Origin of the sequence: Pseudoalteromonas sp. P1-7a (genome assembly GCF_001401855.1) — a bacterium.
GTDB lineage: Bacteria > Pseudomonadota > Gammaproteobacteria > Enterobacterales > Alteromonadaceae > Pseudoalteromonas.
In genome coordinates, this window is record NZ_LKDU01000006.1 from 58,999 (window position 1) to 85,736 (window position 26,738).

Genomic DNA, 26,738 nt, shown 5'->3' on the forward strand with positions numbered 1-26,738 from the left:
CAACACATTAAAGCTTATTGCTTTAGCTAAACTTTAATTGTATATAGAAAAGCGCTAAGTCCGTATGGGATTAGCGCTTTTTAAATTCTTCTAAATGAAGTTTCAGTGCTAGAAACTTTTACATTGTAATCTAATGAACTCAAAAGAGACCTCAAGCCTTTAACAGCCAAGTCTTTGTTCTCTGATGGGCCAACTATAATCTCTTCAATTGAATTTTTAGGAAAAGGTATCGCTCTATATGGGGCTATAATGCCAGACTTTAGGGTTCTGTAGCGTAAAGGAAAAAACTCTTTCACTCCATTTTCAAGCTCTATAAAATCAATATTTGAGGAGTCTATAAAATCAAAATAACCCTTTTCAGTATTTTCATTTAATGAGACTAAACCAGGGTAAAAAAGAGTAAAACGATACTCTTCTTCATATTCGAACGCTTGATCTTTTATGCTAGCAATCTTAAAAATCGCTTCATTAAAAATTTCAATTGCAGTAATAGCACATTTTTCATTTAGGTCATTTCCACTTAAATTTGGATCTAACACATAACTTAAAACCTCAGGCAGATAGTGTTCTTCAATTAAAGAATGAAGCATTTCCTCAGTTGGTTGGTAATCAACATCATCATAGCCACTCAAAAGTTTTCTTTGCCTAAAGTACTCATCATCAAATAGCTTTTCTTTATTAAACTTTATGCAATATGAAGTTTGCTCTGACCCGTAAGTTAGCCAGTGGTTTAGGCTATCACGCTTAGTTGTAAATGAAGTGGTATAAATTTCATCAATGGTATTATTATCAATTATATTCCATAGAAAATTTAAAAAATGATTTGCGAGATGCACGTCCTTACTTCGCATTTCTTTTTGGGTAACATCTAAAGGTATATTTTTGTGTTTGGCATAAATTTCTTCGAGTTTGATTTGTGAAAACTCAGACAAACTCCCTCTGAGTGATTTTATTCTATCAATTCCTTGCTTTATTTCTCTAAAATCATTTAGATACTCTGCGTTAGTAGCCCATAAACTTTTGCTCTCTAAAATTCCCTTTAAACCATCTGCAGAAGTGTAGTGATAAACATAATCCATATTTAAAGCCTAAAAAATTCCCGAGATTAACTCCGAGTCTAACTCTTTTATACAAAACAATAAAATTGAGATGACACAAAGTACTATAACCCTGTTGGGTTTCGCTTCACTCAACCCAACCTACGGCGATAAAATTAACGCCGAGCAGCTCGTCACTGATAGCTGACAACTAGAAACTTCCATTAAACCAATAAAAAAGCACTTATAAAAATAAGTGCCTTTTAATTTGCTCAATTAACTTTTAATTACAGCGCGTTAAAAACGTCGTCTGTTTTAGCTGCGCAAATAAAGTCGTTTTTGTGTAGGCCTTTAATTGAATGGCTCCACCATGTAACCGTTACTTTGCCCCACTCGGTTAATAAACCAGGGTGATGGCCTTCATCTTCTGCCATATCGCCTACTTTGTTAGTAAACGCCATAGCTTGCTTAAAGTTTTTAAACTTATAAACACGCTCTAGCTGCATGATGCCGTCGCGTACCTCGGGTACCCAGTCTGGAATTTTAGTAATTAATTGTGCAAGCTCTTCGTCAGATACTTTTGGTGCATCTACGTGGCAAGCTTCGCATTTTTGTTCACTTAATGAAGACATTTTAAATCCTTACTTTAGCGTTTCTTTTTAAATTAAAGTTAACTGGCTAATTTTTCTTTTGGTGGAAATTTTGGGTCGTGCAAACCAAGCGCTTTAGCTTGCTCAACCAAAGACATAATGTCCATTTGCGATATATCAAACAGATCATGAATCGAATTAATGGTGTAGTACTGTGGTTGCATAATATCAATGCGGTACGGCGTACGCAGCACATCAATGACGCTCATGGGCGTTATCTCTGGTGTATCTGAATACACGTATTGCGTTTCACCCGGGCTTGATAAAATACCGCCGCCATAAATACGCAGGCCGTTTTCGGTTTGCATTAAACCAAACTCAACCGTAAACCAATACATACGTGCAAGGTACACGCGATCTTTTTTCTGCGCTGCGTACCCTAATTGGCCATATTTGTGTGTAAATTCGGCAAAGTCAGGGTTGGTTAGCATGGCGCAGTGGCCAAATATTTCATGAAAAATATCTGGCTCTTGAAGGTAGTCAAACTCTTCGCGGCTACGAATAAACGTGGCTACCGGAAATTGTTTGTTTGCCAACAACCTAAAAAACTCGTCAAAATCGATAAGCGCAGGTACAGGCGCTACTTGCCAACCAGTAGAGGCAAGAAGCACTTCGTTAAGTTCGCTTAACTGCGGTATACGATCCAGAGGTAGGTTTATTTTTTTAAGCCCCTCCATATATTCATCGCACGCTTTGCCTTCTATGCACGCAAGTTGGCGTGCTACAAGCTCAGACCAAATTTTATTTTCTTCTTCGCTCCAATGTATAACACCATTTTCATCAGGTGTTTTAGAGGTGTACTTACTTGCTTTAGCCATAATAACCTTCTTGGGGTTAAGCCCTAAATGTGTGTCAGTGTGATACTCAAGATGAGTGAATATCTAATGCAGCCATACTATGCAAAAGTGAAGAAAAGTTTAATAGTTAAGCGTATATCGACATTTGGCACGATCACCTAAAATGTAAATTTAAAATTACACCAAAGGAACGAATAGTAAACACCTCCATTTATAAAGGCCTTAAAAGCCAAATGCACCGTATACAATTAAATACACTTAACCAATTTTGGTAAAAGCTTGGTTTAAATCACTAATAATGTCGTTAACATCTTCAAGCCCTACTGAGAGCCTTATTAAGCCATCACTTATGCCTGCGGCTGCTCGCTCCTCGGGTGTATAAGGCGAGTGAGTCATTGATGCCGGGTGCTGAATAAGCGTTTCAGCATCACCTAAACTTACAGCAAGCGTGCAAAGCTTCATGCTATCAATAAACTGCGCTCCCTGAGCAAGGGTGCCTTTAATTTCAAATGCAATAACGCCACCTGCAGCTTTCATTTGATTGCCTATGTATTTGTTACCAGGATGCGATTTAAGCCCGGGGTAATAAACAATATTAACCTGTGGATGCGCCTCTAAATATTCGGCAACCGTTTGCGCGCTTTGGCAGTGACGCTCCATGCGTATGGCTAAGGTTTTTAAGCCGCGGTTTATTAGCCAAGCGTCGTGCGGGCTTATGGTGGCACCAATATCTTTAAGTACCGTCATTTTTATTAAGGTAATGTGCTCTTGCGTTCCGCACACAAGCCCGGCTACTACATCACCATGGCCGTTTAAGTATTTGGTAGCGCTGTGCATAATAATATCTATCCCATATTGCTTAGGTGATTGCAGCAGCGGCGTTAAAAAGGTGTTGTCGACCACACTTATTAAATTGTGCTCTTTTGCAACTGCGCCAATCAGTGCCAAATCAATAACCGCCATAGTGGGATTAATTGGCGTTTCTACAAATATCATTTTTGAATTAGGTTTAATGGCAGCGCGGAGTTCATCCTCGCAGGTCATATCAACAAACGTGACTTCGATTCCCCAGCGCGGCAACATATGTGCAAAAAACGCGAACGTACAACCGTATAATGCACTTGATGCAACAAGGTGATCGCCCTGCGATAAAAAGCTCAATACCGATGCCGATACAGCCCCCATACCTGTAGCCGTCGCCGCTGCAGCTTCGCAGCCCTCTAACTGTGCTACTTTTTGCTCAAGTTCGGTGGTGGTTGGGTTACCTAAGCGGGTGTAAATATAACCTGGCTCTTCGCCTGCAAAACGAGCAGCGCCTTGTGCGGCGTTTTCAAAATGAAAGGTAGAGGTTTGATACAAAGGCGACGTGAGTGCGCCGTGCGGATCGTTTGCTTTTTGTGGGCCGTGAATGCATTGGGTATTAATATGATGCTTGCTCATTATGGGATCTCGTTTTTATTATGTGTGTCAATTACATAAATAAAACGCACCGCAGTTTAAATCACAAGCATGCCGGATGCTCAGACGGCTATTTGTACAAAAACCGCTCAGCGCGGTTTTGTACACAAATATTGCCACTTTTTTATCGCGTTGGCTCGCCCTTTTTTCGGTTCATAATTTTACTGGCGATACTTTGCACTGTGCCTTTTAACAAGCTGCGTTTATTTTCAAGCCTTGGTAGTGGGCGGCTAAGCTCCATTGCTTTGTAACCAATACGCGCTGTAAAAATACCGGCGCTTACACCTTGTGCAGCGCGCCCAGAAAGCTTGCCTAAAAGCTCAGCACTTAACGCTGTGGCTGCTAAATCAGATACAAGCTCAGCACTGCCTACAAACATCACTTGTTTTATAAGCATACGGTAGAGCTTAATACGGCTTGCGTAACCAAAACCAATGCCATAAATCTTACCAATTTGCTCAATCAACTTAGTACCGCGCCAAAGCACCGCCATCATGTCCACCAGCGCAAGGGGGCTTAGGGCAACAAGCAAGGCTGACTCTGTCGCAAAGCGGTTTATCAGCTTCTTAGCTTGCGTGTCTTGCGTTATAAGTAAGCTATTGGCGTAAAGGGTCATTATTTCTTTATCGCTGTGGTGGCTAGCCACTTGATTTTTAAACGCTTCGAAGTTGTCGAGCTGCTGGTGCTTATTTAGTTTTTCAAGCCAAGGTAATGCGCCGCCTACTTGCTCACTATTTAAGAGTCTGTCGGCTTCATGGCGGTGTAACTGATTGCGCTTTAAACTGCGCAGCATTTTATATTCGCGCCAAAGCATGCGCCCAATTAATAGCACACCGCTTACCACCGCCGTTAAATATACGCTGCCTAAAATAATCGACTGCTGAAATGCAAATACTAACGAATATGCAAACTCAAGCAGTACTAACACTAAAAAGCTTATAGCAAACACCCCTTTAAGCGTTTGCCACTTAGATTTTTTATATACCGGCTCTAGGTCTATTTCTTCATCAAGAAGTTCTTCTTCAGGCTCTTCAATGTAATCACTTTGACCTTGAGTAATTATTTTTGCAGGGGCAAGCGTTGCCTCAACCTGCTCATCAGCTTGGGTATCAATTCGCCTACCCGCCTGAAATGTTTGCTGTGTGTCGTTCATGATAATTTGTCTCCTAACAGGTACTGCATCACATGATCAAGGCGAATATGTTTAAGTTGCTTATCGGGGTTTGGCATAGGTGCGAACGATAAAAACTCAAAGCCCTGCGCTGGCCACTCATTTTTATGAAGCATGCGCTTTGGTGGCTGTGGAGGTAAATAAGTAAGCCAGTCTTGCTCGTTAAGTGGTTTGCCATAAATGCAATCTAACGTTTGGCCTTTATCGGCCACTTGGCGCGGCTGCGTTGCAGCAATTGACGACATGGCCATGGTTTCTATTTGTACGCCGTCAAATTTTAAGTGATTACTTTGCTCATGCACGAGTGAATCCAGCAGCAGTGCTAAGTCTTTATGATGTTTAGCACTGATATGATCTGACTTGTTAGCTGCAAAGAGTATTTTATCTATGTTGGGTTTAAATAAGCGCTTAAAAAAACCCGACTCGCCGTAATTAAAGTGAGCAAGTAATTGGTTTATAACACTACTTTGCTCTTGGAGTGTTTCGTGGCCTTCGTTTAAAGCGCTGAGTACGTCTACCAACACAATTTGGCGGTCAAAGTGTTTAAAGTGCTCATTATAAAATGGCTTAACCACTTCTTTTACATAGGCGTTAAAGCGCTTAATTAAATGCGCTAAGTTAGAGCCAGGCACTACCCCATCACTTTTTATATGCTGTGCATTTACTGGAAAAAACAACAAAAGCGGCGCACCTTGTAAGTCGCCTGGCATAAGCATTCGCCCAGGTTGTAACATGGCAAGCTTAGTATCTTTTTTAAGCCCTACCAGCATACTTTGATAAAGCGCTGCAATGTGCGCAAGTAAGCTTTCATCTACAGGGGCATCTAAATCAAGCTGTTCAAGCGCGTTTATAAATTCAGTAGAGGCGTTTACACGCGGGTACTGCAATAACAGCGGGTATTGTTGCTCGCACCACTGACTATAACTTTGCTCAAGCATGGGTAAATCAAGCAGCCATTCACCTGGGTAGTCAATAATATCTAAATACAGCGTAGATTGCGGCGAAAAATGCCCACGTAACCCTGAGGCACTTTGGTATTTAATGGCCAAACGCAGGGTGTTAATACGCTCGGTTGATGCAGGCCATGTAGGCTCCCCATCACTTGGGAGTAAGGCATTAAGCGCCCGCGGATAGTCAAATGTAGGCACTTTTAACGCCTCTTGCGGTACCACTTTAGTGGCTATGTGGCGGTGCTCTCGCATTACATCAAAAAACGGTAGGTTTTTATCATCACTTTGTGTGGTTAAGTGCTTAACAAGTGCAGTAATAAACGCGGTTTTACCACTACCACTTAGGCCGGTTACGGCCAATTTTACGTGTTGATCTAAACTACGATGAAGGGCTTTTTGGGCTGAACCTTTAATGCTTTTAAAGGTTTTTTTGGCAAATGAAGTGCTACTCATAATGGGCTAGCACTTCATTGATGCTGTTAATCACCGAATAAAGTGCTATTAAATCCTTTAAAGTTTGTTGATTTCACGGCTAACCGTAAACTCGCTTGAAGTAACATGGCGCTCCATATCTTGAAGGCGCGTGTCTATTCGCGCTAAACGCTCTTTTAAGTCTTGCAAAGCGCGGCGCGGTGGCTCGCCTTTTTGCCAAACTTTAAATTTAACCTCTAGCGGATCGTCAGTTTTAGTTGAGCTACTTGCATGTATAGTTGTGGGGTCTTTTTTATCTAAAATAAACCACGCTGCAATATACGCTACCACAAATAATGGGCCACCCGTTAGCAGTACCGCACTAACAAAAATAATGCGAACTAACCATAACTCCATATTAAAGTAGTCACTTAATCCCGCACATACACCGGCAATTTTACCGCGCTGTGGGTCTCTTAATAATTCGCGTTTGGCACTCATACTTTGCGTCTCCATTGTGGTGACTCTTGATCGAGTAATGCTTCAAGAGTTTCTACTCTGTCAGCCATTTTTTCGGCCTTGTGGGCAAGTTCCAATAACTGGCGATGTTCATGCTCACTTAACCCTTGGCTCACTTGCTTTTTGCTCCGGTAATGTAAAATTAACCACAGTGGCGCAACAAAAATCATGAACAAGATAAAAGGTGCAATTAGTATCTCTGGATCAAACATAATCCTCTCCTGACAATCCGTATTCGATGTTTAAGCAGTGGGGCACTTAAAGTACCCCTTTATAAGTTATTTATCAGCTAGCTTCTTTTTAAGTTCGGCAAGCTCATCATCTATCTTTTCATTTTTTTGTAGGTCGGCAATTTCATCAGCAAGCGACTTTTTACCTAAATCGTAAGACTCTATTTGAGATTCTAGCCCATCAATTTTAGTTTCGTAACGCTCAAAGCGATTAAGTGCATCTTCTACCTTAGAGCTATCAAGCGCTTTTTTCACTTCAAGGCGCGACTCAGCCGAACGTTGGCGTAAAATAATTGCTTTTTGACGTGCTTTAGCATCGGCTAGCTTTTCTTGTAGTGTGGTCACTTCTTGTTGAAGTTTCTCAATGTGAGACTCTACATGCTCAAGCTCAGACTCTACTGCCGCCACCGCTTCTGCCGATTTTTGCTTTTCAAGTAATGCTGAACGCGCTAAATCGTCGCGGTCTTTACTCAGTGCAAGTTCTGCTTTGTCTTGCCAGTCGCTTACTTGTGCTTTTAGTGTGTCTACACGACGTACTAATTCTTTTTTCTCAGCCAGTGTTTTAGCTGACGTAGAGCGAACCTCTACCAATGTGTCTTCCATCTCTTGGATAATAAGACGAACCATTTTTTCTGGGTCTTCTGCTTTATCTAAAATGGCATTGATATTAGAATTAACAATGTCTGCAAAACGCGAAAAAATTCCCATAACATTTACCTCTGTAATATAAACTTAGTTGGTCTGCTGTAACTAGTATCAATATGCTTGCCAACTTTTTAAAATCTAAAATACACTTTATTTTCATTAAGTTAAACTAAATATACAAATTCCTTTAGTTATCCCTGATTATGAAATACACTAACTGTTAGCAAAAATGACCAAGAGTTAGGAAAAATGAGCCAATATCGCCAACAGGATAATTTACTCGGCCAATCTGATAGCTTTTTAGCTGTACTTGATCAGGTATCGCAGTTAGCTAATTTAGATAAGCCGGTGCTTATAATTGGCGAACGAGGAACCGGTAAAGAGCTTATAGCCGCCCGTCTGCATTTTTTATCAAAGCGCTGGGATCAAAACTACGTAAAGCTTAACTGTGCAGCCCTTAACGAAAACCTCCTCGAAAGCGAATTATTTGGTCATGAAAGTGGTGCATTTACCGGAGCAAGTAAACGTCACGAAGGCCGATTTGAGCGCGCTAACAGCGGTACTTTATTTTTAGATGAGTTGGCTAATACTTCCGCTATGGTACAAGAAAAGCTTCTTCGTGTTATTGAATACGGCGAATTTGAACGTGTGGGCGGTAAACACACCGTAAAGGTAGATACGCGTTTAGTGTGTGCCACCAACGAAGATTTACCCCACCTTGCTGAGCAGGGCGAATTTAGAAGTGACTTACTTGACCGCTTAGCTTTTGATGTTATTACCCTGCCCCCACTGCGAGAACGTCAAGACGATATTATGCTACTTGCCGAGCAATTTGCGATGAATATGGCCCGCGATTTAGAATGGGAGTTGTTTAGTGGCTTTACCCGCAGCGCCACCGAAACCCTGCTAAATTACGACTGGCCAGGTAACATTCGGGAGCTTAAAAATGTAGTTGAGCGAAGTTTGTATCGTCATGGTAATGAACATATTCCCGTTCACCAAATTATTTTAGACCCATTTGAAAGCCGGTTTAGGCCCAAAGCGCGTATTAAAGCCCCAATTGCAGCACCAAGTGCATCGCCTGAGCCTATAGTCGTTACTGCGCCTAGTAGTGAAGCAAGTAACACGCGTAGTGCCCCGATTGAGTTCCCTTGTAGCTTAAAAGAGCGCTCTAACGAATTTGAAATAAATATGATTAATAAAGCGCTTGAGCATAGCCAATTTAATCAAAAGAAAACTGCAGAAATCCTCGGTTTAACGTATCATCAATTACGTGGTTATCTTAAAAAATACAATTTATTAGAAGATAAATAGTTAGAGGTTATGCGAGTGCATAAAATACTACTTGTTTTACTAGCCAGCACACTAACCGGTTGCTTTGATAGTAAAGAAGAAATAATTGAAGAAAAAAACCAAGGCCTCGTTTATTGCGCCGAAGCGAACCCTGTATCGTTTAACCCGCAAGTAACAACCACCGGCTCAACGATTGATATTATTGCTAATCAATTGTTTGACCGTCTAATTAGTATTGACCCTGTTACCGCAGATTTTAAAAGCGAGTTGGCTACCGACTGGAAAATTAGCAACGATGGTAAGTCGGTCACTTTTACGCTGCGTAAAGGCGTTAAATTTCATACAACGTCTTATTTTACCCCTACTCGCGACTTTAATGCAGACGATGTTATTTTTACTTTTAGCCGATTGTTTGACGTGTACAACCCGTACCATTTTGTTGGCGATGCAAATTACCCGTATTTTCAAAGTGTGGGGCTAGACCAACTAATTCGTAAAATTGTACGCGTGTCTGACTATCAAGTACGCTTTGAGCTATTTCATCCAGAAAGCAGCTTTTTAACTAATATGGCCACTGACTTTGCCGTGGTACTGTCGCAAGAATACGCCATGCAATTAAAAGCCCGCGATCAAACTAATTTGTTTGATCAGTACCCTATTGGTACAGGCCCTTATATTTACAAAGAATACCGGCGCGATCACTTAGTGCGCTTTTATCGTAACCCACTTTATTGGAAGCACGATGTTGCCCTTGAACAGCTGGTTTACGATATTACGACTAACGGCACTACGCGCATTGCAAAAATGCTGACCAAAGAGTGCGATGTAACCGCGCACCCAAGTAGCGCGCAATTGAGTATCTTAGCGCAGCGAGATGATATAAACGTTGAAAAAGAAACCAACCTTAATATTGGTTATTGGGCCTTTAATACAGAGCGCGCCCCTTTTGATGACATTAGAGTACGCAAAGCCCTTGCACATGCAATTGATATAGACAAAATAATGCAAGCTGTTTATTACGGAAATGGCATACGCGCGCAATCGATTTTACCGCCAACCTCGTGGGGGTTTGAGCCACAAGAAAACATTCCTATGTTTGACCCAGAGCTGGCTAAAAAACTACTTATAGAAGCGGGGTTACCGAATGGCTTTGATATGACCATTTGGGCCATGCCGGTGAGTCGAATTTATAACCCTAATGCCCGCAAAATGGCAGAGCTGATGCAAAGCGATTTACGCAAAATTGGGGTTAACGTAAGTATTGTAGAGTACGAGTGGAATACTTTTATTCAGCGTATAGGTGAGCACCGCCACGATAGCGTATTACTTGGTTGGGCTGCCGATACCCCCGACCCAGATAACTTTTTTAGTCCATTGCTGAGCTGCACCGCCACGTTTAGCGGTAAAAACCCTGCTAACTGGTGTAACCCGCAATTTGACTTATTGCTTACCCAAGCGCTCGACACCACTGATTTAAGTTTACGTAAACAGTATTACGAACAGGTTCAAGCGCTCATTATGGATCAGCTCCCTTTAGTGCCTATTGCTCATGGCATGCGTTTTCAAGCAAATAGTGCCGATGTAGAAGGGATAACTCTTGGCCCATTTGGGGCTATTTCACTCGCAAACGCGAGGAAAAAATAATGATACTTGATTATATATTACGCCGCCTTGGCTTGTTTTTATTCATGATTTTAATGCTCAGCATATTTACCTTTTCGCTGAGCTATTTATTCCCTGGTGATCCGCTTAGCAATTTAAGTGGCATTCCTAGTGGTAATTTTTCTCAACACAGTGAACTTGAAGATAAATACATGTATGACAGTAATTACGTTATGCAGTATTTAGCGTTTTTAGGACGTATATTCCAAGGAGATTGGGGCGTGTCGTTTGCCTCAGGAGATAACGTTTTTCAGCATATTTTAGATTTAATACCCGCAACATTAGAGCTGTGTGTTTATGCTCTTATTGTATCGGTTGTAGTAGGTGTACCAGCAGGCATTTTGGCCTCAGCATACACACGCCGCTGGCCGGATAAGTTAATTAGCTCTACCACCATGATTGGCTACTCTATTCCCGTTTTTTGGTTAGCGCTGTTACTTATTATGATTTTTTCGCTCAAGCTGGGCTGGTTTCCTATGTCGGGTAGAATGGGGTTACTATTTGAAATACCATCTAATACCGGGTTTATATTAATCGATATTATGCTCGCGGGTTTCCCTTACAAAGGTGAGGCTTTTATAGATGCGCTGCATCACTTAACACTACCAACCATAGTACTGGCCATGTTTCCTACCACTGTTTTAGTGCGCTTTACCCGCGACTCTATGCTTAAAGTAATGGATCAAAGCTTTATTAAAACAGCCAGGGCAAAAGGCCTTAATCGTCGTCAGTTAATCATGCATCATGCGCTACGCAATGCATTACTGCCGGTAATAAAACAAATAGGACTGCAATTTAGTACGCTTATTACGCTTGCAATGATAACTGAAGTCATTTTTTCTTGGCCAGGTATAGGCCGTTGGCTAATCGATAGCATTTACCAACGTGACTACCCTGCTATTCAAGGCGGTTTAATGGCGGTCTCTATGTTTGTTATTATTGCCACTATTGTTGCCGAGCTTACATATACTCTGTTCGACCCAATTTCGCGGAATCAGGCACATGGTAAAGTTTAAATTATTTTCTGAAGAGTCGAATAAATCGCCGCTGGCGCGTTTTTGGCGCAAATTTAAAAATAATCATCCTGCGTTAGTGGGATTATGGATCTTTATTGCGTTTGCATTATTAGCAGCCAGTGCGCCCTTTTTAGCACCTTATGGGGTTAACCAGCAACATAGTGATGCATTACTTATACCGCCGTCATGGCGAGAAATGGGTGATGTGCGCTTTATTTTAGGCACCGATGATTTAGGCCGCGATGTGCTCTCGCGCCTAATGAATGGGGCAACCTACACGTTTGGCTTGTCGGTAGTGGCTGCATTTATTACCACCATTATTGGCGTTTTAGTGGGGACGTTTGCAGGTATAAGCCGCGGCCTTCGTTCAAGTTTTTTAAATCATTTACTTGATATCACACTCTCTATTCCCTCTTTGCTATTAGCGATTATTATTATTGCTGTTCTTGGCCCAGGGTTAATGAACACGGTATGGGCAATTATACTGGCGTTGTTACCGCAGTTTATTCACTCTATTCGTAATTTAATTGTTGATGAGCTAAGTAAAGACTATATTACCGCTTTTAGGCTTGATGGCGCCTCTAATTGGCATATATTGTCGCGGGGTATTTTTCCTAATATTTATGAGCATATTGTGGTTATTTTTACCACCGCGCTTTCTACTGCTATTTTAGATATTGCCGCTTTAGGCTTTTTAAAACTAGGTGCACAGCCGCCCACAACCGAATGGGGCGCCATATTGGCCGAGAATTTAGGCCTAATATATTTAGCGCCTTGGACCGTTGCACTACCGGGTGTATTATTATTTTTAGCGGTTTTGTCTACCAATTTAGTAGGTGATGGCCTACGAAAAGTGCTCAAAGCACGTAAGGCTGATTAAATGCAATTACTCGACGTTAGAAATTTAACCATAGAGCTGCGTACCTCTGAAACCGTAATTAGAGCCGTAGACAGAGTCAGCTTTAGCCTAAAAGAAGGTGAAGTACATGGCTTAGTGGGTGAATCAGGTTCAGGTAAAAGCTTAATTGCTAAAGCCATTGTTGGAGTACTTAACGAACGCTGGGACATAACAGCTGATAGAATGCATTGGCGTGGGGTTGATTTAATGCGCTTAACCCCAGAGCAACGCAGAAAAACAGTGAGCCAAGATATTGCCATGATCTACCAAGATCCTAGCCGCTGCCTTGACCCGACCGCTAAAATATTTGACCAAATCGCCGAAACACTGCCTGAAATATCCACCAAAGGCTTTTTTTTAAAGCGCAACAGAGAGCGCAAAGACCGCGTGAAAGCACTGATCCATAAAGTAGGGATTAAAAACCACGACGCGGTGCTTGACAGTTACCCTCATGAGCTCTCTGAAGGTGTGTGCCAAAAGGTAATGATTGCTATGGCCATAGCACGCACTCCTAAGCTACTAATTGCTGATGAGCCTACTACAGCGCTTGAAAGCACCACCCGTGCTCAGGTATTTAGGTTGCTAAAAAGCTTAAATCAATTAAAAAACATGTCTATTTTGATGATTTCTCATGAGCTTGAAGAAATAGCCGACTGGTCACACGGTATTCATGTTTTATATTGTGGGCAAATGGTTGAAGCCGGCCCAACACAGCGTATTTTTCGCCAGCCTCGCCACCCTTACACGCAAGCGTTATTAAAAAGCCTGCCCAATTATGAGCAAGGTTTAGCACATAAAGAGCCCTTTTACGCACTTAAAGGTACTATCCCTACTTTGCAACATTTACCTATAGGGTGCCGATTAGGCCCACGCTGCCCACAAGCACAAAAAGAATGTGTAATTACCCCTGCACTTACTAAGCAGCATGGACATAGCTATGCGTGTCATTTTCCACTTATCAAAGAGGTGAAATAATGCAACCAGTATTGAAAGTGCAAGCGCTTTGTAAAACTTTTAACGTGCGAGCTGGTTTATTTAGTCGCAAAAAATTTGAAGTCCTAAAAAATATTTCATTTTGTGTTGGCAAAGGCGAAACAGTAGCAGTCATTGGTGAAACCGGTGCGGGTAAAAGCACGCTCGCTAAATTACTTGCAGGGGCCGATAATGCCGACAGTGGGCAAATTTTATTAGAAAGTAATATTATTGAAGATGGTGGCGTGCGCGATAACCAATGCCGACATATTCGTATGATTTTTCAAGACTCCGCAGCATCGCTCAATCCAGGACTGACCATAGGTGAAATGCTCGATGATTGTTTACAATATAACACTGACTTTGATGAACCCGCTCGCCAAGAAAAAATAGATGCCACGCTGTCTAAGGTGGGGCTGTTAATTGATCATCAACATTACTATCCACATATGTTCAGTGTAGGCCAATTACAACGTGTAGCGTTGGCGCGAGCACTCATTTTAGACCCTAAAGTGGTTGTGCTTGATGAAGCGCTGTCGGCTTTAGACCCCTCTGTTCGTGCGCAAACTGTTAACTTATTGCTTAAGCTGCAAAAAGAAACAGGCTTAACATACGTGCTAATTACCCACCACTTAAGCTTGGTACGGCACATTAGCGACCAACTGGTTGTGCTTGAAAAAGGTCAAGTCGTTGAGTACGGCGCTACAGAAGCCATTTTTAAAGACCCACAATCTAAAGTTACACAACGCTTAATCTGCTGCTAGAAACGGTTCATAAAAAAAGGCGCGTTACTGTGAAAGTCACGCGCCTTTTTTAATATTTAGTGCAATTATTCTGCTGCTTGCTCAACTACAGGTAGGTTAAGCTCAGCTTTAGCCTTTAAAGACTCAATAAACGCTGAGTAGTTTTTGTTAGCTTGCGCAATAGTAATGTTTTGCTGTAGTTGCGGGTCGATATTTGCGGTTGCTTGCGCATCGCTTACCGACTTAAGTGCAACAATGGCCGCATCACCGTTGTTTAAATCAACCACGTCTGTGCTTGGTGCATCAGTAGGACGTGGCATTTTAAACGCTTGCGTTACAATAGCAGGCGAAACCGTGTAGCTTTGACGCGTTAAACTTGCTTCTTCGCGTACAGTTAGGTTTTGCTCACTGGCAACATCGCTTAGTGTTTTACCAGCCTGAACTTGTGCAAATAATTCACGTGCTTTTTCTTTAGCAAGTGTAGATGCTTTTTCGTTAACTAAACGTGTTTTAATCTGCTCGCTTACTTGTGCAAGCGGTTTAGTCGCAGATGGCTCGTATTTATTTACACGGACTACAATAACGTGTTCATCACCTAGCTCAATAACTTCTGAGTTTACTTTATCTTCAAGTAATTCTACTGAGAATAGCTGTGAAATTACCGCAGGTGTATTAAGTGGCTCTGGCAATGCATTGCGGGCAACAAGTGGTGTGGTTTTAACTTCAACGTCTGCCACTTCTGCTGCATCGTCTAAACGGTCAGAAATCTCAAATGCTAAAGCGCCCATTTCTGTTTGCTTTTCGTAAAACGCATCCACTTTTTCAGTTTGCTCAAGCTCTGCACGTAAATCGGCTTTTACCTCGTCATACGCTTTCACTTGCTCTGGCTGTAAGTCAGTAAGTTTAATAATGTGGTAACCAAACTCTGATGCTACAACTTCTGAAATATCGCCTTTGTTTTGAAGTGCAAATGCTGCCTCTTCAAACGCTGGGTCCATTACATCGCGCTCAATCCACTCTAGGTCACCGCCCATTTCGCCACTCACAACATCATCAGATGATGTCTCTGCAAGCTCTGCAAAATCAGCCCCTTGTTCTAACTGCTCATGTAATGCATTGGCTTTTTCAAGCGCGGCATCATCATCTTCGCTGTTATCAATTAAAATGTGCGATACACGGCGTTTTTCAGGCTCAATGTATTGCGCTTTATTTTGCTCATAATACGCTTTTACATCGTCTTCGGTTACCGACTCTACGTTAATATCTTCGGCTTTAAGCTCAATGTAATCAACCGATACACGCTCAGGTGACAAAAATTGTGAAGCATTTAGTTCGTAGTAATCAGCAATTTCTTGCTCAGATACGTCTACGTTTGCTTGTAACGCTTCTTTACTTAACACCAAGTAGTCTATGCTACGCGTTTGCTGCTGTAGGGCTGCAGCGCGTTTAAGCTCGTTTTCAAGTGCAAACTCAGTACCAGCAACCGCAGACACTAATTGGCTGCGTGTCATGTCTTTACGTAGGTACTCACGAAAAGCATCTGGTTGAAAGTTCATTTGACGAATTACTTGTAGGTAACGGTCGTTATTAAATTTTTCACCAATTTGAAAGTACGGAAGTTCTAAAATTGTTTTACGTACGCTGTCGTCGCTTACGCGAAGGCCTAAATCTGCCGCTAATTGTGATTGCAATTCTTGTTGTACTAAGCGGTCAATTACACCTTGACGAATTTGCGCCATGTAATTTGGATCTGCACTGATTTGTGCAAAGTATTCGCCAAATTGTTGCTCTAAACGACTACGTTCGTTTTGATAAGCACGATTAAATTCGGTTTGGCTAATTTTAATTCCATTTACTTCAGCAACGGGTTGTTCTGGGGTTTGACCTAAGTAACTACCGATCCCTGCTAAGGCAAAAGATAAAATCACCGCGCCTAAAATTATTTTGGCTACAGGACCCTGTGAGCCCTCTCTGATTTTCTCAAGCATTTGTTTATCTCTTATTGATCAAGGTATTTTACCTTGTCATATGTAAAAAAAGCGTATCTTACCAGATACGCTTTTTCACTTGAAGTAACTGGCGGTGAAGTTACTTAATTCATCGATTAGGATAATTAAGTTTATGTACACTCGCCATAACTAATCTGTATTTAAACAGTGATTAGTTTACTGCGTCTTTCAGCGCTTTACCGGCTTTGAAAGAAGGAATATTTGCCGCAGCGATTTGGATAGTTTCACCAGTTTGTGGGTTACGGCCTGAACGAGCAGCACGCTCGCGTACTGAGAAAGTACCAAAACCTACAAGTGCAACTGAATCGCCATCTTTAAGCGCTCCAGATACAGACTCGATGAATGAATCTAGTGCACGACCTGCAGCCGCTTTAGAAATGTCAGCGTCAGCTGCGATTTGATCGATTAATTGAGATTTATTCACAATATCATCCTCTTTCATTGTTATTATCAAGAGCGATTGTTTTTTAAACTAACATCACTTTTTTGAAAATTTTAGAGCAAACTTTTAATGCTCACATGATTATATTTTTCTTAAGCCTAGGCCCCGTAAGGGCTAGGCTCGAAAACCAGTGCTTAACTTATCATACCGATTAGATTTGAAAAGCCCTTTAAAGCACTTTTTTTGGGTTTTTTATTGGTTTTTCGGTGTTTCGACTGAAAAACTCTCAACAGGGTGCACTAAAGCTAACTTTAATACTTCATCAATCCATGTAACTGGGTGAACATCTAAGCCTGCCAGTACGTTATCTGGGATCTCTTTTAAGTCACGTTCGTTAATTTTAGGAATGATGACTGTTTTAATTCCACCACGGTGTGCAGCAAGTAGTTTCTCTTTTAAACCACCAATAGGCAGTACTTCACCGCGCAGTGTTATTTCACCTGTCATGGCTACATCGGCTTTAACGGGGTTACCTGTTAAGCTCGATACTAAACCCGTTACCATTGCTGCACCGGCACTTGGGCCATCTTTAGGGGTCGCCCCCTCTGGTACATGCACATGAATGTCGCGTTTTTCGTAAAAATCGCTATTAATACGGAACGTATCAGCACGATTTCGAACTACCGTCATGGCCGCTTGTATCGACTCTTGCATTACATCGCCCAGTGAGCCGGTGTAACTTAATTTGCCTTTACCTGGCACAGCCGCACATTCAATGGTCAGTAAGTCGCCGCCTACTTCGGTCCACGCTAAGCCTGTTACTTGGCCAATGCGGTCGCCGTCTTCTGCTTTACCGTAGTCGTAGCGCTGTACACCTAAAAACTCTTCTAGGTTATCTTGACTGATAGTGACCGTTTTAGTCTCTTTATCTAATAAGATATTTTTAACAGCTTTACGGCATAGTTTAGAGACTTCGCGCTCTAAATTACGTACACCTGCTTCACGCGTGTAATAACGAATAATACCAATAATTGCACTGTCTTCTATTACTAGTTCAGACGGTTTTAAGCCATTGCGTTTAACTTGCTTAGTAATTAAGTGCTCTTTTGCAATGTTTAGCTTTTCATCTTCGGTGTAACCCGATAAGCGAATAACTTCCATACGGTCTAATAGTGGACCAGGAATATTAAAGCTGTTTGATGTTGCTACAAACATTACATCCGATAAATCGTAGTCTACTTCTAAGTAGTGGTCAGCAAAATGACTGTTTTGCTCCGGATCGAGTACTTCTAATAGTGCTGATGCTGGATCGCCGCGCATATCTGATGACATTTTGTCGATTTCATCTAACAAGAATAATGGGTTTTTAACGCCCACTTTTGTCATGTTTTGAATCAGCTTGCCTGGCATAGAGCCAATGTAAGTACGACGATGGCCACGAATTTCAGCTTCGTCACGTACACCACCTAATGCCATGCGCACATATTTACGACCCGTTGAGCGGGCAATAGACTGTCCTAGCGACGTTTTACCTACACCCGGTGGCCCTACTAAACATAAAATAGGTCCTTTGAGCTTATTGGTGCGTTGTTGCACCGCGAGGTATTCAATTATGCGTTCTTTAACTTTATCTAAGCCGTGGTGGTCGCTATCAAGAATTTTTTGCGCGCCTGCTAAGTCTTTTTTCACTTTAGAGCGTTTTTTCCAAGGTACGTTAATTAACGTATCAATGTATGAGCGCACTACCGTGGCCTCTGCAGACATTGGCGACATCATCTTAAGCTTATTAAGCTCAGCTGATGCTTTTTCTTTTGCTTCTTCTGGCATCCCTGATTCTTCAATTCGCTTTTTAAGCGCTTCAAATTCGTCAGGTACATCATCAAGCTCACCAAGTTCTTTTTGAATGGCTTTCATTTGCTCGTTGAGGTAGTACTCGCGCTGAGACTTTTCCATCTGCTTTTTAACGCGGGTACGAATTTTTTTCTCAACTTGCAATAAGTCTATTTCACCTTCCATTAGTGCCATTAGGTATTCTAAACGCTCTGTAACGCTTGAAATCTCTAACACTTTTTGTTTTTCAGGCACTTTTAAGGGCATATGTGCTGCCATTGTATCGGCAAGGCGAGCTGGCTCATCAATGCCTGACACAGAGGTTAATACCTCAGGCGGAATTTTTTTATTAAGTTTTACATAGCCTTCAAATTGGCTAACAGCGCTTCGAATGAAAATATCTTGTTCTTGCTCATCCACTGAGTCAGATTCGATGAACTGAGCATTCGCTACAAAAAACTCATCGTTATCTACAAATTCTTCAATTTGTGCGCGCTGCGTACCTTCGACTAAAACTTTAACTGTACCGTCTGGTAATTTTAATAACTGAAGTACAGTCGCAATAGTACCGATACGGTAAATATCGTCTTGTTCAGGTTCGTCTACAGTTGCATCTTTTTGTGCAACCAAGAAAATTTGTTTGTCTTTATCCATTGCCGCTTCGAGGCATTTTATTGATTTTTCACGGCCAACAAAAAGCGGGATCACCATGTGCGGATATACCACAACATCGCGCAGTGCTAACACTGGGATTTCGACTCGATCGGTTCTCTCAAGCGTCATTATAGTTTCTCTTCGCACTTCATTTATTTAAAAGATTACTCAAGTATATGGGGATAATCTAATTAAAGTTCAACAAATTTCCCCAACTCGTTCAAATTAATTATAAAAAAAGGAGCCTAAGGCTCCTTTTTTATACAAATAGCTTAAAAACTACTCTGATGCAGCTTTATCTTGATTATTATTTTCATAAATCAAGATTGGGTCAGATTCACCTTTTATCACGGTTTCATCTATAACCACTTTGCTTACGTCATCCATTGATGGAAGTTCATACATGGTATCAAGTAGCACGCCTTCAACAATTGAGCGAAGTCCGCGAGCACCTGTTTTACGTTCCATTGCTTTGTGAGCAATAGCGCTTAGTGCATCGTCACGGAACTCTAACTCAACGTCTTCCATACCAAACAATACAGAGAACTGTTTAGTAATGGCGTTTTTAGGTTCACTTAATATTTGTACAAGTGCCGCTTCATCAAGCTCAGTTAATGTAGCAACAACAGGTAGACGACCAATAAATTCAGGAATTAAGCCGTACTTCACTAAATCTTCTGGCTCTACGTCTTTAAATGTTTCGCTTAAAGAGCGGCTCGACGCTGACTCTTTAACGTTTACACCAAAGCCAATTCCGGTATTTTTGTGGCTACGCTGTTCGATTACTTTATCTAGGCCTGCAAATGCACCACCACAAATAAATAAAATCTTAGAGGTATCAACCTGTAAAAACTCTTGCTGCGGGTGCTTACGACCACCTTGTGGTGGGACTGAGGCAACCGTGCCTTCAATTAGTTTAAGCAGCGCTTGCTGTACGCCCTCACCCGACACGTCACGTGTAATAGATGGGTTATCTGATTTACGCGAAATTTTGTCAATTTCATCAATGTAAACAATACCACGCTGGGCTTTTTCTACGTCGTAATCACATTTTTGTAGTAGTTTTTGAATGATGTTTTCTACATCTTCACCTACATAACCTGCTTCGGTTAATGTAGTTGCATCTGCCATAGTAAACGGTACATCAAGTAAACGCGCAAGTGTTTCTGCCAGTAATGTTTTACCACTACCTGTAGGGCCAATAAGCAAAATGTTACTTTTACCTAGTTCTACTTCTTGCTTTGTAGATTGGTTGCGTAGGCGCTTGTAGTGATTGTATACCGCTACAGACAATACTTTTTTAGCATGGTCTTGACCAATTACGTAGTCATCTAAGTGATTACGAATTTCTTTTGGCACAGGTAGTTTATCAGACGAATTATGCTTAGGAGCAATGTCTTTGATTTCTTCCCTGATAATATCGTTACACAGCTCTACACATTCATCACAAATGTATACTGAAGGACCTGCAATTAATTTACGCACTTCGTGTTGGCTTTTGCCACAAAAAGAGCAGTATAACAATTTATTACTTTTGTCGCCGTCTGTAGGAGTGTCAGACATTCAGCTACCTCTTTTATACGTTGGCTGCCAAATAAGGTTGGCAACTATTTCAAATTCGCTTTTAACTATACCAAAATTTACTGGTTTTCGCATAGTAACTCAAAGTGGCAAGCAATTATTTGCTTGCCTACACGCTTACTTGCTTTCGCGATTTGTAAACACTGAGTCAACCAGGCCGTAATCTACAGCTTGTGATGCACTCATAAAGTTATCACGGTCAGTATCGCGTGAAATAACCTCTAATGGCTGGCCTGTATGCTCTGCCATTAAGCGGTTAAGTTTGTCTTTAATAGACAGAATTTCTTTTGCGTGTATTTCAAAGTCAGATGCTTGACCTTGGAAACCACCTAACGGCTGGTGAATCATTACACGTGAGTTTGGTAAACAAAAACGCTTACCTTTAGCGCCAGCAGTAAGCAAGAATGCACCCATGCTTGCAGCTTGGCCAACACAAATAGTACTTACATCTGGTTTGATAAAGTTCATTGTATCGTAAATTGCCATACCAGCGGTTACCGAACCACCTGGTGAATTAATATATAAAAAGATATCTTTTTCAGGGTTCTCTGATTCTAAAAATAGCATTTGCGCTAAAATTAGGTTTGCCATGTTGTCTTCAACTTGGCCCGTTAAAAAGATAATTCGCTCTTTTAATAGACGCGAATAAATGTCATACGAGCGCTCACCTTTAGCTGTTTGTTCAACAACCATAGGGACTAATGCATTTAGGGGATCTGTCATACCAGTGTTCATACTTTTTTAATTCCTTATGCGCTTATGCTTTTTCTTACTAAAGGAAGCATAGTTATCATTTTTCGCAAATTATGGGGCACAAACTAAAATGGCCCGGGCACACTGCATAAACAGAGTAACACGAGCCATTTAATCGTTAGCGAGCGCTTAAGTCAATGACTTATTAAGCACCTTGCTGAGGATTCATGATGTCATCAAATGCTTTTTCAACGTCAGACACGTTTGCTTTAGCTAAAATAGCTTCAACAGCTTGCTCTTCCATTGCAACATTACGCATTTGCTGCATAAGTTGATCATTTGATTTGTAGTATTCTACTACTTCAGTTGGATCTTCGTAAGCAGATGCAACTGTAGCAATTAATGCTTCAACTTTTTCATCATCAACTTTGATATCGTTTGCTTTGATCACTTCACCTAGTAATAGGCCAGTTTTAACGCGAGTTACTGCTTGCTCGTGGAACAATTCAGCTGGAAGCTCAGGCATGTTTTTAGCGTCGCCGCCAAAACGTTGAGCTGCTTGCTGACGTAATGCGTCAACTTCTTGATCAACAAGTGCTTTAGGCACTTCGATTTCGTTGTTTTCTAAAAGACCTTTAATTGCTTGATCTTTCACGTTAGCTTTAACCGCTTGGTCTAGCTCACGTGTCATGTTCTTTTTAACTTCTTCTTTAAGCGCGTCTACACCGCCTTCGGTAACACCGAATTTAGTTGCAAACTCTTCGCTTAATTCAGGTAGCTCTTGTGCTTCAACTTTTTTCACTGTGATAGTGAATTGAGCTGCTTTACCTTTAAGATTTTCAGCGTGGTAATCTTCAGGGAAAGTTACATCAGCAACGACTTCTTCGCCTGCTTTTTTGCCAACGATGTTGTCTTCGAAACCTGGGATCATACGACCTTGGCCAAGTTCAAGTGGGAAGTCTTCAGCTTTGCCGCCTTCAAACTCTTCGCCGTCAATAGTACCTACGAAATCAACTGTTACACGGTCGTTTTCGCCAGCGGCTGCATCAACATCAGCCCAAGAAGCGTGTTGCTTACGAAGTGTTTCTAGCATGTTTGCTAAGTCTTCGTCAGTTACTGTTACAGCTGGTTTTTCTACTGCAATTTTGTCTAAACCTTGAACTTCAATTTCAGGGTATACTTCAAATGTTGCAGTAAATTCTAAATCTTTACCTGCTTCAAGTGATTTTGGTGCAAATGATGGTGCGCCAGCTGGATTAATTTTTTCAGAAACAATTGCTTCAATGTAATTACGCTGCATTACTTCGCCAGCTACTTCTTGACGAACCGCAGGTCCAAAACGCTTGTTAATTACTGAAACTGGTACTTTACCAGCACGGAAGCCATCAATACGCTGCGTTTTTGACAGTTGTTGTAAGCGTTTTTTTACTTCGGTCTCAACGTTCTCTGCAGGAACGGTGATGGTCAGACGGCGCTCAAGGCCTTGAGTCGTCTCAACAGAAACTTGCATGATTTACCTCAATATTCAATTTTGGCGACTGTTCGCCTTCCTTACAAACAAAGTAATCTTCATGAGTCTTGATAAATTTTAAAGCGATTTTTCACTAAAAAGCATCCGTCACTACCATGAGATCCCATTGCTGCTCTGCCCTTCGGGCACTATGTTAAACAATAGACGCGGCATTATAACCTAATAATTATGATAGTCGAGTGTAGGGGGCAATTATTTGGACTAGTTTAGCTACGATCGAGACCAACTGCGTAAAAAACAGACTAACAAGTACGTTAAAGCGATATTTTAGTAGGAAGTAAATAGACGTTATTGCTGAGTGATTACTCGTTTACTTTCTTTAAGGTTAAGAAAGTGGTCGGCGATGCAGGATTTGAACCTGCGACCCCTTGGACCCAAACCAAGTGCGCTACCAAACTGCGCTAATCGCCGATAATTATGTTGAATACTTAAATGTTGAATTTAAAGCCACTTATAAGAAAGTGGTCGGCGATGCAGGATTTGAACCTGCGACCCCTTGGACCCAAACCAAGTGCGCTACCAAACTGCGCTAATCGCCGATACTCGAAGTAAATTGGGGTGACTGATGGGGCTCGAACCCACGACAACCGGAATCACAATCCGGGGCTCTACCAACTGAGCTACAATCACCACGGTATTTACTTTGTTTTCAAATGGCGCACCCGGAAGGATTCGAACCTTCGACCAACGCCTTAGAAGGGCGTTGCTCTATCCAGCTGAGCTACGGGCGCATCGAAAACTTCATAGTTTGCCAGTAAGCTTTTCAATTATAAAAATAAAAGAAGTGGTCGGCGATGCAGGATTTGAACCTGCGACCCCTTGGACCCAAACCAAGTGCGCTACCAAACTGCGCTAATCGCCGATGCTTACGATTGTCTGCGAGTGACCTCGTTGACAACGGGGTGCATAATAGTGATTTGCCTAAGAGAGGTCAAACGTTTTTTGCATAAAATAAATCAATCGGTCATTTTTAGTTCATAATGGTTAAATATTGCAAAATCCAGCTGAAATTTAGACGCTTTTTTTGAAAACACCGGTTTATAACTTAAAAGCACCTTGGCGCTTCGGGCCTTTTCTGCGAAAATAGCCTGCATATTAAAAAAGCATTAATAAAATTAATTTTTTGCATACACCCCACTTTATATGCTGGTGCTTTTAAAATATAAGTATCGAAGTTTATTTAACCCCAATTAAAGGTCCCCCATGACGGCAAACATCATTGATGGTAAGGCAATCGCAAAACAAGTACGTAGTGCAGTGGCTGAGCGCGTAAGCGAGCGCGTTGCAAACGGTTTACGTGCACCTGGTTTAGCAGTAGTACTGGTAGGGCTTGACCCTGCAAGCCAAGTTTACGTTGGCTCTAAGCGCAAAGCGTGTGAAGAAGTAGGATTTATTTCAAAGTCATTTGATTTACCTGCGCAAACCAGCGAAGAAGAACTACTAGCATTAATTGATGAGCTAAATAACGATGGCGAAGTAGATGGTATTTTAGTACAACTACCGCTACCTGAAGGCCTCGATGCAGAAAAGATTTTAGAACGCATTACACCCCATAAAGATGTAGACGGTTTTCACCCGTACAATATTGGTCGCTTAGCGCAACGTATGCCGGCGCTTCGCCCATGTACACCAAAAGGGATTATCACCTTACTTGATTCAACAGGCGTGCGTTACAAGGGAATGCATGCGGTAGTGGTTGGCGCCTCTAATATTGTTGGTCGCCCTATGTCGCTTGAGTTACTACTTGCCGGCTGTACTACAACGGTATGCCATAAATTTACACAAGATTTAGAAACCCATGTTCGCCGTGCAGATTTATTAGTAGTGGCCGTAGGTAAACCTGAATTTATTCCGGGCGATTGGGTAAAAGAAGGCGCGATTGTGATTGATGTAGGTATTAACCGTTTAGATACAGGTAAATTAGTCGGTGATGTTGAGTATAGCATTGCAGAGCAAAAAGCTGATTTTATTACTCCTGTACCAGGTGGTGTTGGGCCAATGACTGTAGCAAGTTTGATTGAAAACACACTTGAAGCATGTGAAAAATACCACAGTTAAGCATTTAACTGATACCAATAAAAAGGGCTGCCAGCTGGCAGCCCTTTTTAGTTTAAAAACTATTTTAACACGTTTACGCTTTACGCCACGTTGTTTTACCGGCTGAGTCTTCAAGCACAACACCGAGTGCATTGAGTGCATCACGTGCTTCATCAGCGGCGGCCCAGTCTTTATTTGCGCGCGCTTCGTTACGTTTTACAATCAGCGCTTCGATAGTGGCTACTTCATCATCATCTTGCCCACCTTGCAAAAACGATTCTGGTGCTTGCTGAGCAACGCCAAGTACTTCGCCTATGCTGCGTAGCACAAATGCTAATTGCCCTGCTTGCTGTGTATCGGTGTCTTTAACACGGTTAAGCTCTTTAGCCAGTTCAAATAAAACCGGTAACGCCTCTGGTGTATTAAAGTCATCGTTCATCGCTTTTCTAAATTTAGCCACGTACTCATTGCTTTCAATGTCGCACGCTAATGGCTCTACACCACGAAGTGCTGTGTAAATACGTTCAAGTGATGAGCGTGCTTGATCTAAATTCTCTTGTGAGTAATTTAGCTGGCTTCGGTAATGCCCTGATATTAAAAAGTAACGAACCGATTCAGCATCATATGTTTTTAATACCTCACGCACAGTAAAAAAGTTGTCTAATGATTTAGACATTTTTTCTTTATTTACTTGTACCATACCGGTGTGGATCCACGTATTTACATACTTACCATTGTTTGCACAGCATGATTGGGCAATTTCGTTTTCATGGTGCGGAAACTGTAAGTCAGAGCCGCCACCGTGAATATCAAAATGCTCGCCTAAATGCTTTGAGCTCATTGCTGAACATTCTATATGCCAACCTGGGCGCCCTTCTCCCCACGGTGATGACCAAGAAGGTTCGCCTGCTTTTGCTTTTTTCCACAATACAAAATCAAGCGGATCGTCTTTATCTTGTGCAACTTCTACGCGAGAGCCTGCTTGGAGCATACTTAAATCTTGTTGCGATAGTGCACCGTACTGTTCAAACGTAGAAACATCAAAAAGCACGTCGCCGTCGTTTGCTACGTACGCATGGCCTTTTGCAATTAAACGCTCAACCATTTCGATGATTTCGTCCATATGGTTTGTAACCGTCGGTTCAATATCTGGGCGCAACATGTTTAGGCTATCAAAGTCTTCGTGCATGGCTTTGGTCATACGCAAAGTTAGGTCATTAATTGACTCGCCATTTTCGTTTGCGCGTTTAATTATTTTATCATCTACGTCGGTAATATTACGTACGTATTTTAAGTCGTAACCAAGATGGCGAAGATAGCGGACAATAACATCAAACCCGACAAATGTACGCGCATGACCGATATGACAAAAATCATAAATGGTGATACCACACACGTACATGTCGATTTTGCCTTCGACCATAGGTTTAAACTGCTCTTTTTGTCGCGTGAGTGTGTTGTATATTTGTACCATTTACTTTAAGTCCTTGACTGTTTGCTGAGTTGGCTATGTTAACACTTGAAAAGCCCCCGCTCTAGCGCTTTTTATACCCAAACCTCTTCAATACA

23 protein-coding genes and 5 tRNA genes are annotated in these 26,738 nt (G+C 41.7%); 7 read left to right on the top strand and 21 right to left on the bottom strand.

Going from position 1 to position 26,738, the window contains the following annotated elements:
* Positions 1 to 80: 80 nt before the first annotated feature.
* The 9 genes from AN389_RS06270 to pspA form a co-directional block, all read right to left on the bottom strand.
* Positions 81 to 1,079 carry a DUF2971 domain-containing protein gene (locus AN389_RS06270; protein ID WP_055016172.1) on the bottom strand — a complete coding sequence of 333 codons (999 nt, stop codon included), beginning with the start codon at positions 1,077 to 1,079 and terminating at the stop codon, positions 81 to 83.
* A 245-nt stretch (positions 1,080 to 1,324) separates the two neighbouring features.
* The gene (locus tag AN389_RS06275; RefSeq protein WP_055016173.1) at positions 1,325 to 1,669 is read right to left on the bottom strand and encodes a 4a-hydroxytetrahydrobiopterin dehydratase; all 345 of its coding nucleotides are present in this window, start codon (positions 1,667 to 1,669) and stop codon (positions 1,325 to 1,327) included.
* 38 nt (positions 1,670 to 1,707) lie between these two features.
* Positions 1,708 to 2,505 (bottom strand): phenylalanine 4-monooxygenase, encoded by a 798-nt coding sequence (gene phhA, locus AN389_RS06280; protein WP_055016174.1) that lies wholly within the window; start codon positions 2,503 to 2,505, stop codon positions 1,708 to 1,710.
* Between the two features lie 237 nt (positions 2,506 to 2,742).
* Positions 2,743 to 3,924, bottom strand: a complete 1,182-nt coding sequence (megL, locus tag AN389_RS06285; protein ID WP_055019465.1) for a methionine gamma-lyase — start codon at positions 3,922 to 3,924, stop codon at positions 2,743 to 2,745.
* Positions 3,925 to 4,066: 142 nt separating this feature from the next.
* Positions 4,067 to 5,095, bottom strand: coding sequence for a YcjF family protein (locus AN389_RS06290; protein ID WP_055015782.1), 1,029 nt, complete (start codon positions 5,093 to 5,095; stop codon positions 4,067 to 4,069).
* Positions 5,092 to 6,516 carry a YcjX family protein gene (locus AN389_RS06295; RefSeq protein ID WP_055015783.1) on the bottom strand — a complete coding sequence of 475 codons (1,425 nt, stop codon included), beginning with the start codon at positions 6,514 to 6,516 and terminating at the stop codon, positions 5,092 to 5,094. Before AN389_RS06295 ends, AN389_RS06290 begins: the two co-directional genes overlap by 4 nt.
* A 57-nt stretch (positions 6,517 to 6,573) precedes the next feature.
* The gene (gene pspC, locus AN389_RS06300; RefSeq protein ID WP_055015784.1) at positions 6,574 to 6,975 is read right to left on the bottom strand and encodes an envelope stress response membrane protein PspC; all 402 of its coding nucleotides are present in this window, start codon (positions 6,973 to 6,975) and stop codon (positions 6,574 to 6,576) included.
* Positions 6,972 to 7,205: an envelope stress response membrane protein PspB gene (gene pspB, locus AN389_RS06305; protein ID WP_004586907.1), complete on the bottom strand. Its 234-nt coding sequence runs from the start codon at positions 7,203 to 7,205 to the stop codon at positions 6,972 to 6,974. Before pspB ends, pspC begins: the two co-directional genes overlap by 4 nt.
* A gap of 66 nt (positions 7,206 to 7,271) precedes the next feature.
* A complete protein-coding gene (pspA, locus tag AN389_RS06310) occupies positions 7,272 to 7,931 on the bottom strand; it encodes a phage shock protein PspA (RefSeq protein WP_004586906.1) in 660 nt (219 codons plus the stop codon).
* A 186-nt stretch (positions 7,932 to 8,117) separates the two neighbouring features.
* Between pspA and pspF the strand changes: the two genes are divergently transcribed.
* Genes pspF through AN389_RS06340 form a run of 6 tightly spaced genes read left to right on the top strand, consistent with a single transcriptional unit; the run spans position 8,118 to position 14,473 of the window.
* On the top strand, positions 8,118 to 9,182 hold the full coding sequence (gene pspF, locus AN389_RS06315) for a phage shock protein operon transcriptional activator (protein WP_055015785.1): 1,065 nt from the start codon (positions 8,118 to 8,120) through the stop codon (positions 9,180 to 9,182).
* A 15-nt stretch (positions 9,183 to 9,197) separates the two neighbouring features.
* The gene (locus AN389_RS06320) at positions 9,198 to 10,805 is read left to right on the top strand and encodes an ABC transporter substrate-binding protein (RefSeq protein ID WP_055015786.1); all 1,608 of its coding nucleotides are present in this window, start codon (positions 9,198 to 9,200) and stop codon (positions 10,803 to 10,805) included.
* Positions 10,805 to 11,839 (top strand): ABC transporter permease subunit, encoded by a 1,035-nt coding sequence (locus AN389_RS06325; RefSeq protein ID WP_055015787.1) that lies wholly within the window; start codon positions 10,805 to 10,807, stop codon positions 11,837 to 11,839. The genes AN389_RS06320 and AN389_RS06325 overlap by 1 nt, the downstream gene beginning before the upstream one ends.
* On the top strand, positions 11,826 to 12,719 hold the full coding sequence (locus tag AN389_RS06330) for an ABC transporter permease subunit (protein ID WP_055015788.1): 894 nt from the start codon (positions 11,826 to 11,828) through the stop codon (positions 12,717 to 12,719). The genes AN389_RS06325 and AN389_RS06330 overlap by 14 nt, the downstream gene beginning before the upstream one ends.
* Positions 12,720 to 13,712: an oligopeptide/dipeptide ABC transporter ATP-binding protein gene (locus AN389_RS06335; RefSeq protein WP_055015789.1), complete on the top strand. Its 993-nt coding sequence runs from the start codon at positions 12,720 to 12,722 to the stop codon at positions 13,710 to 13,712.
* Positions 13,712 to 14,473, top strand: a complete 762-nt coding sequence (locus AN389_RS06340) for an ATP-binding cassette domain-containing protein (protein ID WP_055015790.1) — start codon at positions 13,712 to 13,714, stop codon at positions 14,471 to 14,473. Before AN389_RS06335 ends, AN389_RS06340 begins: the two co-directional genes overlap by 1 nt.
* A 65-nt stretch (positions 14,474 to 14,538) precedes the next feature.
* On the opposite strand, the gene AN389_RS06345 is transcribed toward AN389_RS06340, so the two are convergent.
* The 11 genes from AN389_RS06345 to AN389_RS06395 all read right to left on the bottom strand — a co-directional run bounded on the left by AN389_RS06345 (position 14,539) and on the right by AN389_RS06395 (position 23,994).
* A complete protein-coding gene (locus AN389_RS06345) occupies positions 14,539 to 16,440 on the bottom strand; it encodes a SurA N-terminal domain-containing protein (RefSeq protein ID WP_055015791.1) in 1,902 nt (633 codons plus the stop codon).
* Positions 16,441 to 16,612: 172 nt separating this feature from the next.
* The gene (locus tag AN389_RS06350; protein WP_286247754.1) at positions 16,613 to 16,912 is read right to left on the bottom strand and encodes an HU family DNA-binding protein; all 300 of its coding nucleotides are present in this window, start codon (positions 16,910 to 16,912) and stop codon (positions 16,613 to 16,615) included.
* A 183-nt stretch (positions 16,913 to 17,095) separates the two neighbouring features.
* Entirely contained in the window at positions 17,096 to 19,456 is a 2,361-nt protein-coding gene (gene lon / locus AN389_RS06355; RefSeq protein WP_055015792.1) for an endopeptidase La, read from the bottom strand.
* 150 nt (positions 19,457 to 19,606) lie between these two features.
* Positions 19,607 to 20,890 (bottom strand): ATP-dependent protease ATP-binding subunit ClpX, encoded by a 1,284-nt coding sequence (gene clpX, locus AN389_RS06360; protein WP_004586896.1) that lies wholly within the window; start codon positions 20,888 to 20,890, stop codon positions 19,607 to 19,609.
* 135 nt (positions 20,891 to 21,025) lie between these two features.
* Positions 21,026 to 21,643: an ATP-dependent Clp endopeptidase proteolytic subunit ClpP gene (clpP, locus tag AN389_RS06365; RefSeq protein ID WP_055015793.1), complete on the bottom strand. Its 618-nt coding sequence runs from the start codon at positions 21,641 to 21,643 to the stop codon at positions 21,026 to 21,028.
* A gap of 163 nt (positions 21,644 to 21,806) precedes the next feature.
* Positions 21,807 to 23,111 carry a trigger factor gene (tig, locus tag AN389_RS06370; protein WP_055015794.1) on the bottom strand — a complete coding sequence of 435 codons (1,305 nt, stop codon included), beginning with the start codon at positions 23,109 to 23,111 and terminating at the stop codon, positions 21,807 to 21,809.
* Between the two features lie 355 nt (positions 23,112 to 23,466).
* A tRNA-Pro gene (locus tag AN389_RS06375) sits at positions 23,467 to 23,543 on the bottom strand.
* Positions 23,544 to 23,594: 51 nt separating this feature from the next.
* Positions 23,595 to 23,671 (bottom strand) — tRNA-Pro (locus AN389_RS06380).
* Between the two features lie 15 nt (positions 23,672 to 23,686).
* Positions 23,687 to 23,762: transfer RNA gene (locus tag AN389_RS06385), tRNA-His, on the bottom strand.
* Between the two features lie 24 nt (positions 23,763 to 23,786).
* Positions 23,787 to 23,863 (bottom strand) — tRNA-Arg (locus AN389_RS06390).
* Between the two features lie 54 nt (positions 23,864 to 23,917).
* Positions 23,918 to 23,994 (bottom strand) — tRNA-Pro (locus AN389_RS06395).
* A 341-nt stretch (positions 23,995 to 24,335) separates the two neighbouring features.
* Between AN389_RS06395 and folD the strand changes: the two genes are divergently transcribed.
* The gene (gene folD, locus AN389_RS06400) at positions 24,336 to 25,190 is read left to right on the top strand and encodes a bifunctional methylenetetrahydrofolate dehydrogenase/methenyltetrahydrofolate cyclohydrolase FolD (protein WP_055015795.1); all 855 of its coding nucleotides are present in this window, start codon (positions 24,336 to 24,338) and stop codon (positions 25,188 to 25,190) included.
* 73 nt (positions 25,191 to 25,263) lie between these two features.
* Here the strand turns inward: folD and cysS are convergent, their stop codons facing one another.
* Positions 25,264 to 26,643, bottom strand: coding sequence for a cysteine--tRNA ligase (gene cysS, locus AN389_RS06405; protein ID WP_055015796.1), 1,380 nt, complete (start codon positions 26,641 to 26,643; stop codon positions 25,264 to 25,266).
* Between the last annotated feature and the right edge of the window lie 95 nt (positions 26,644 to 26,738).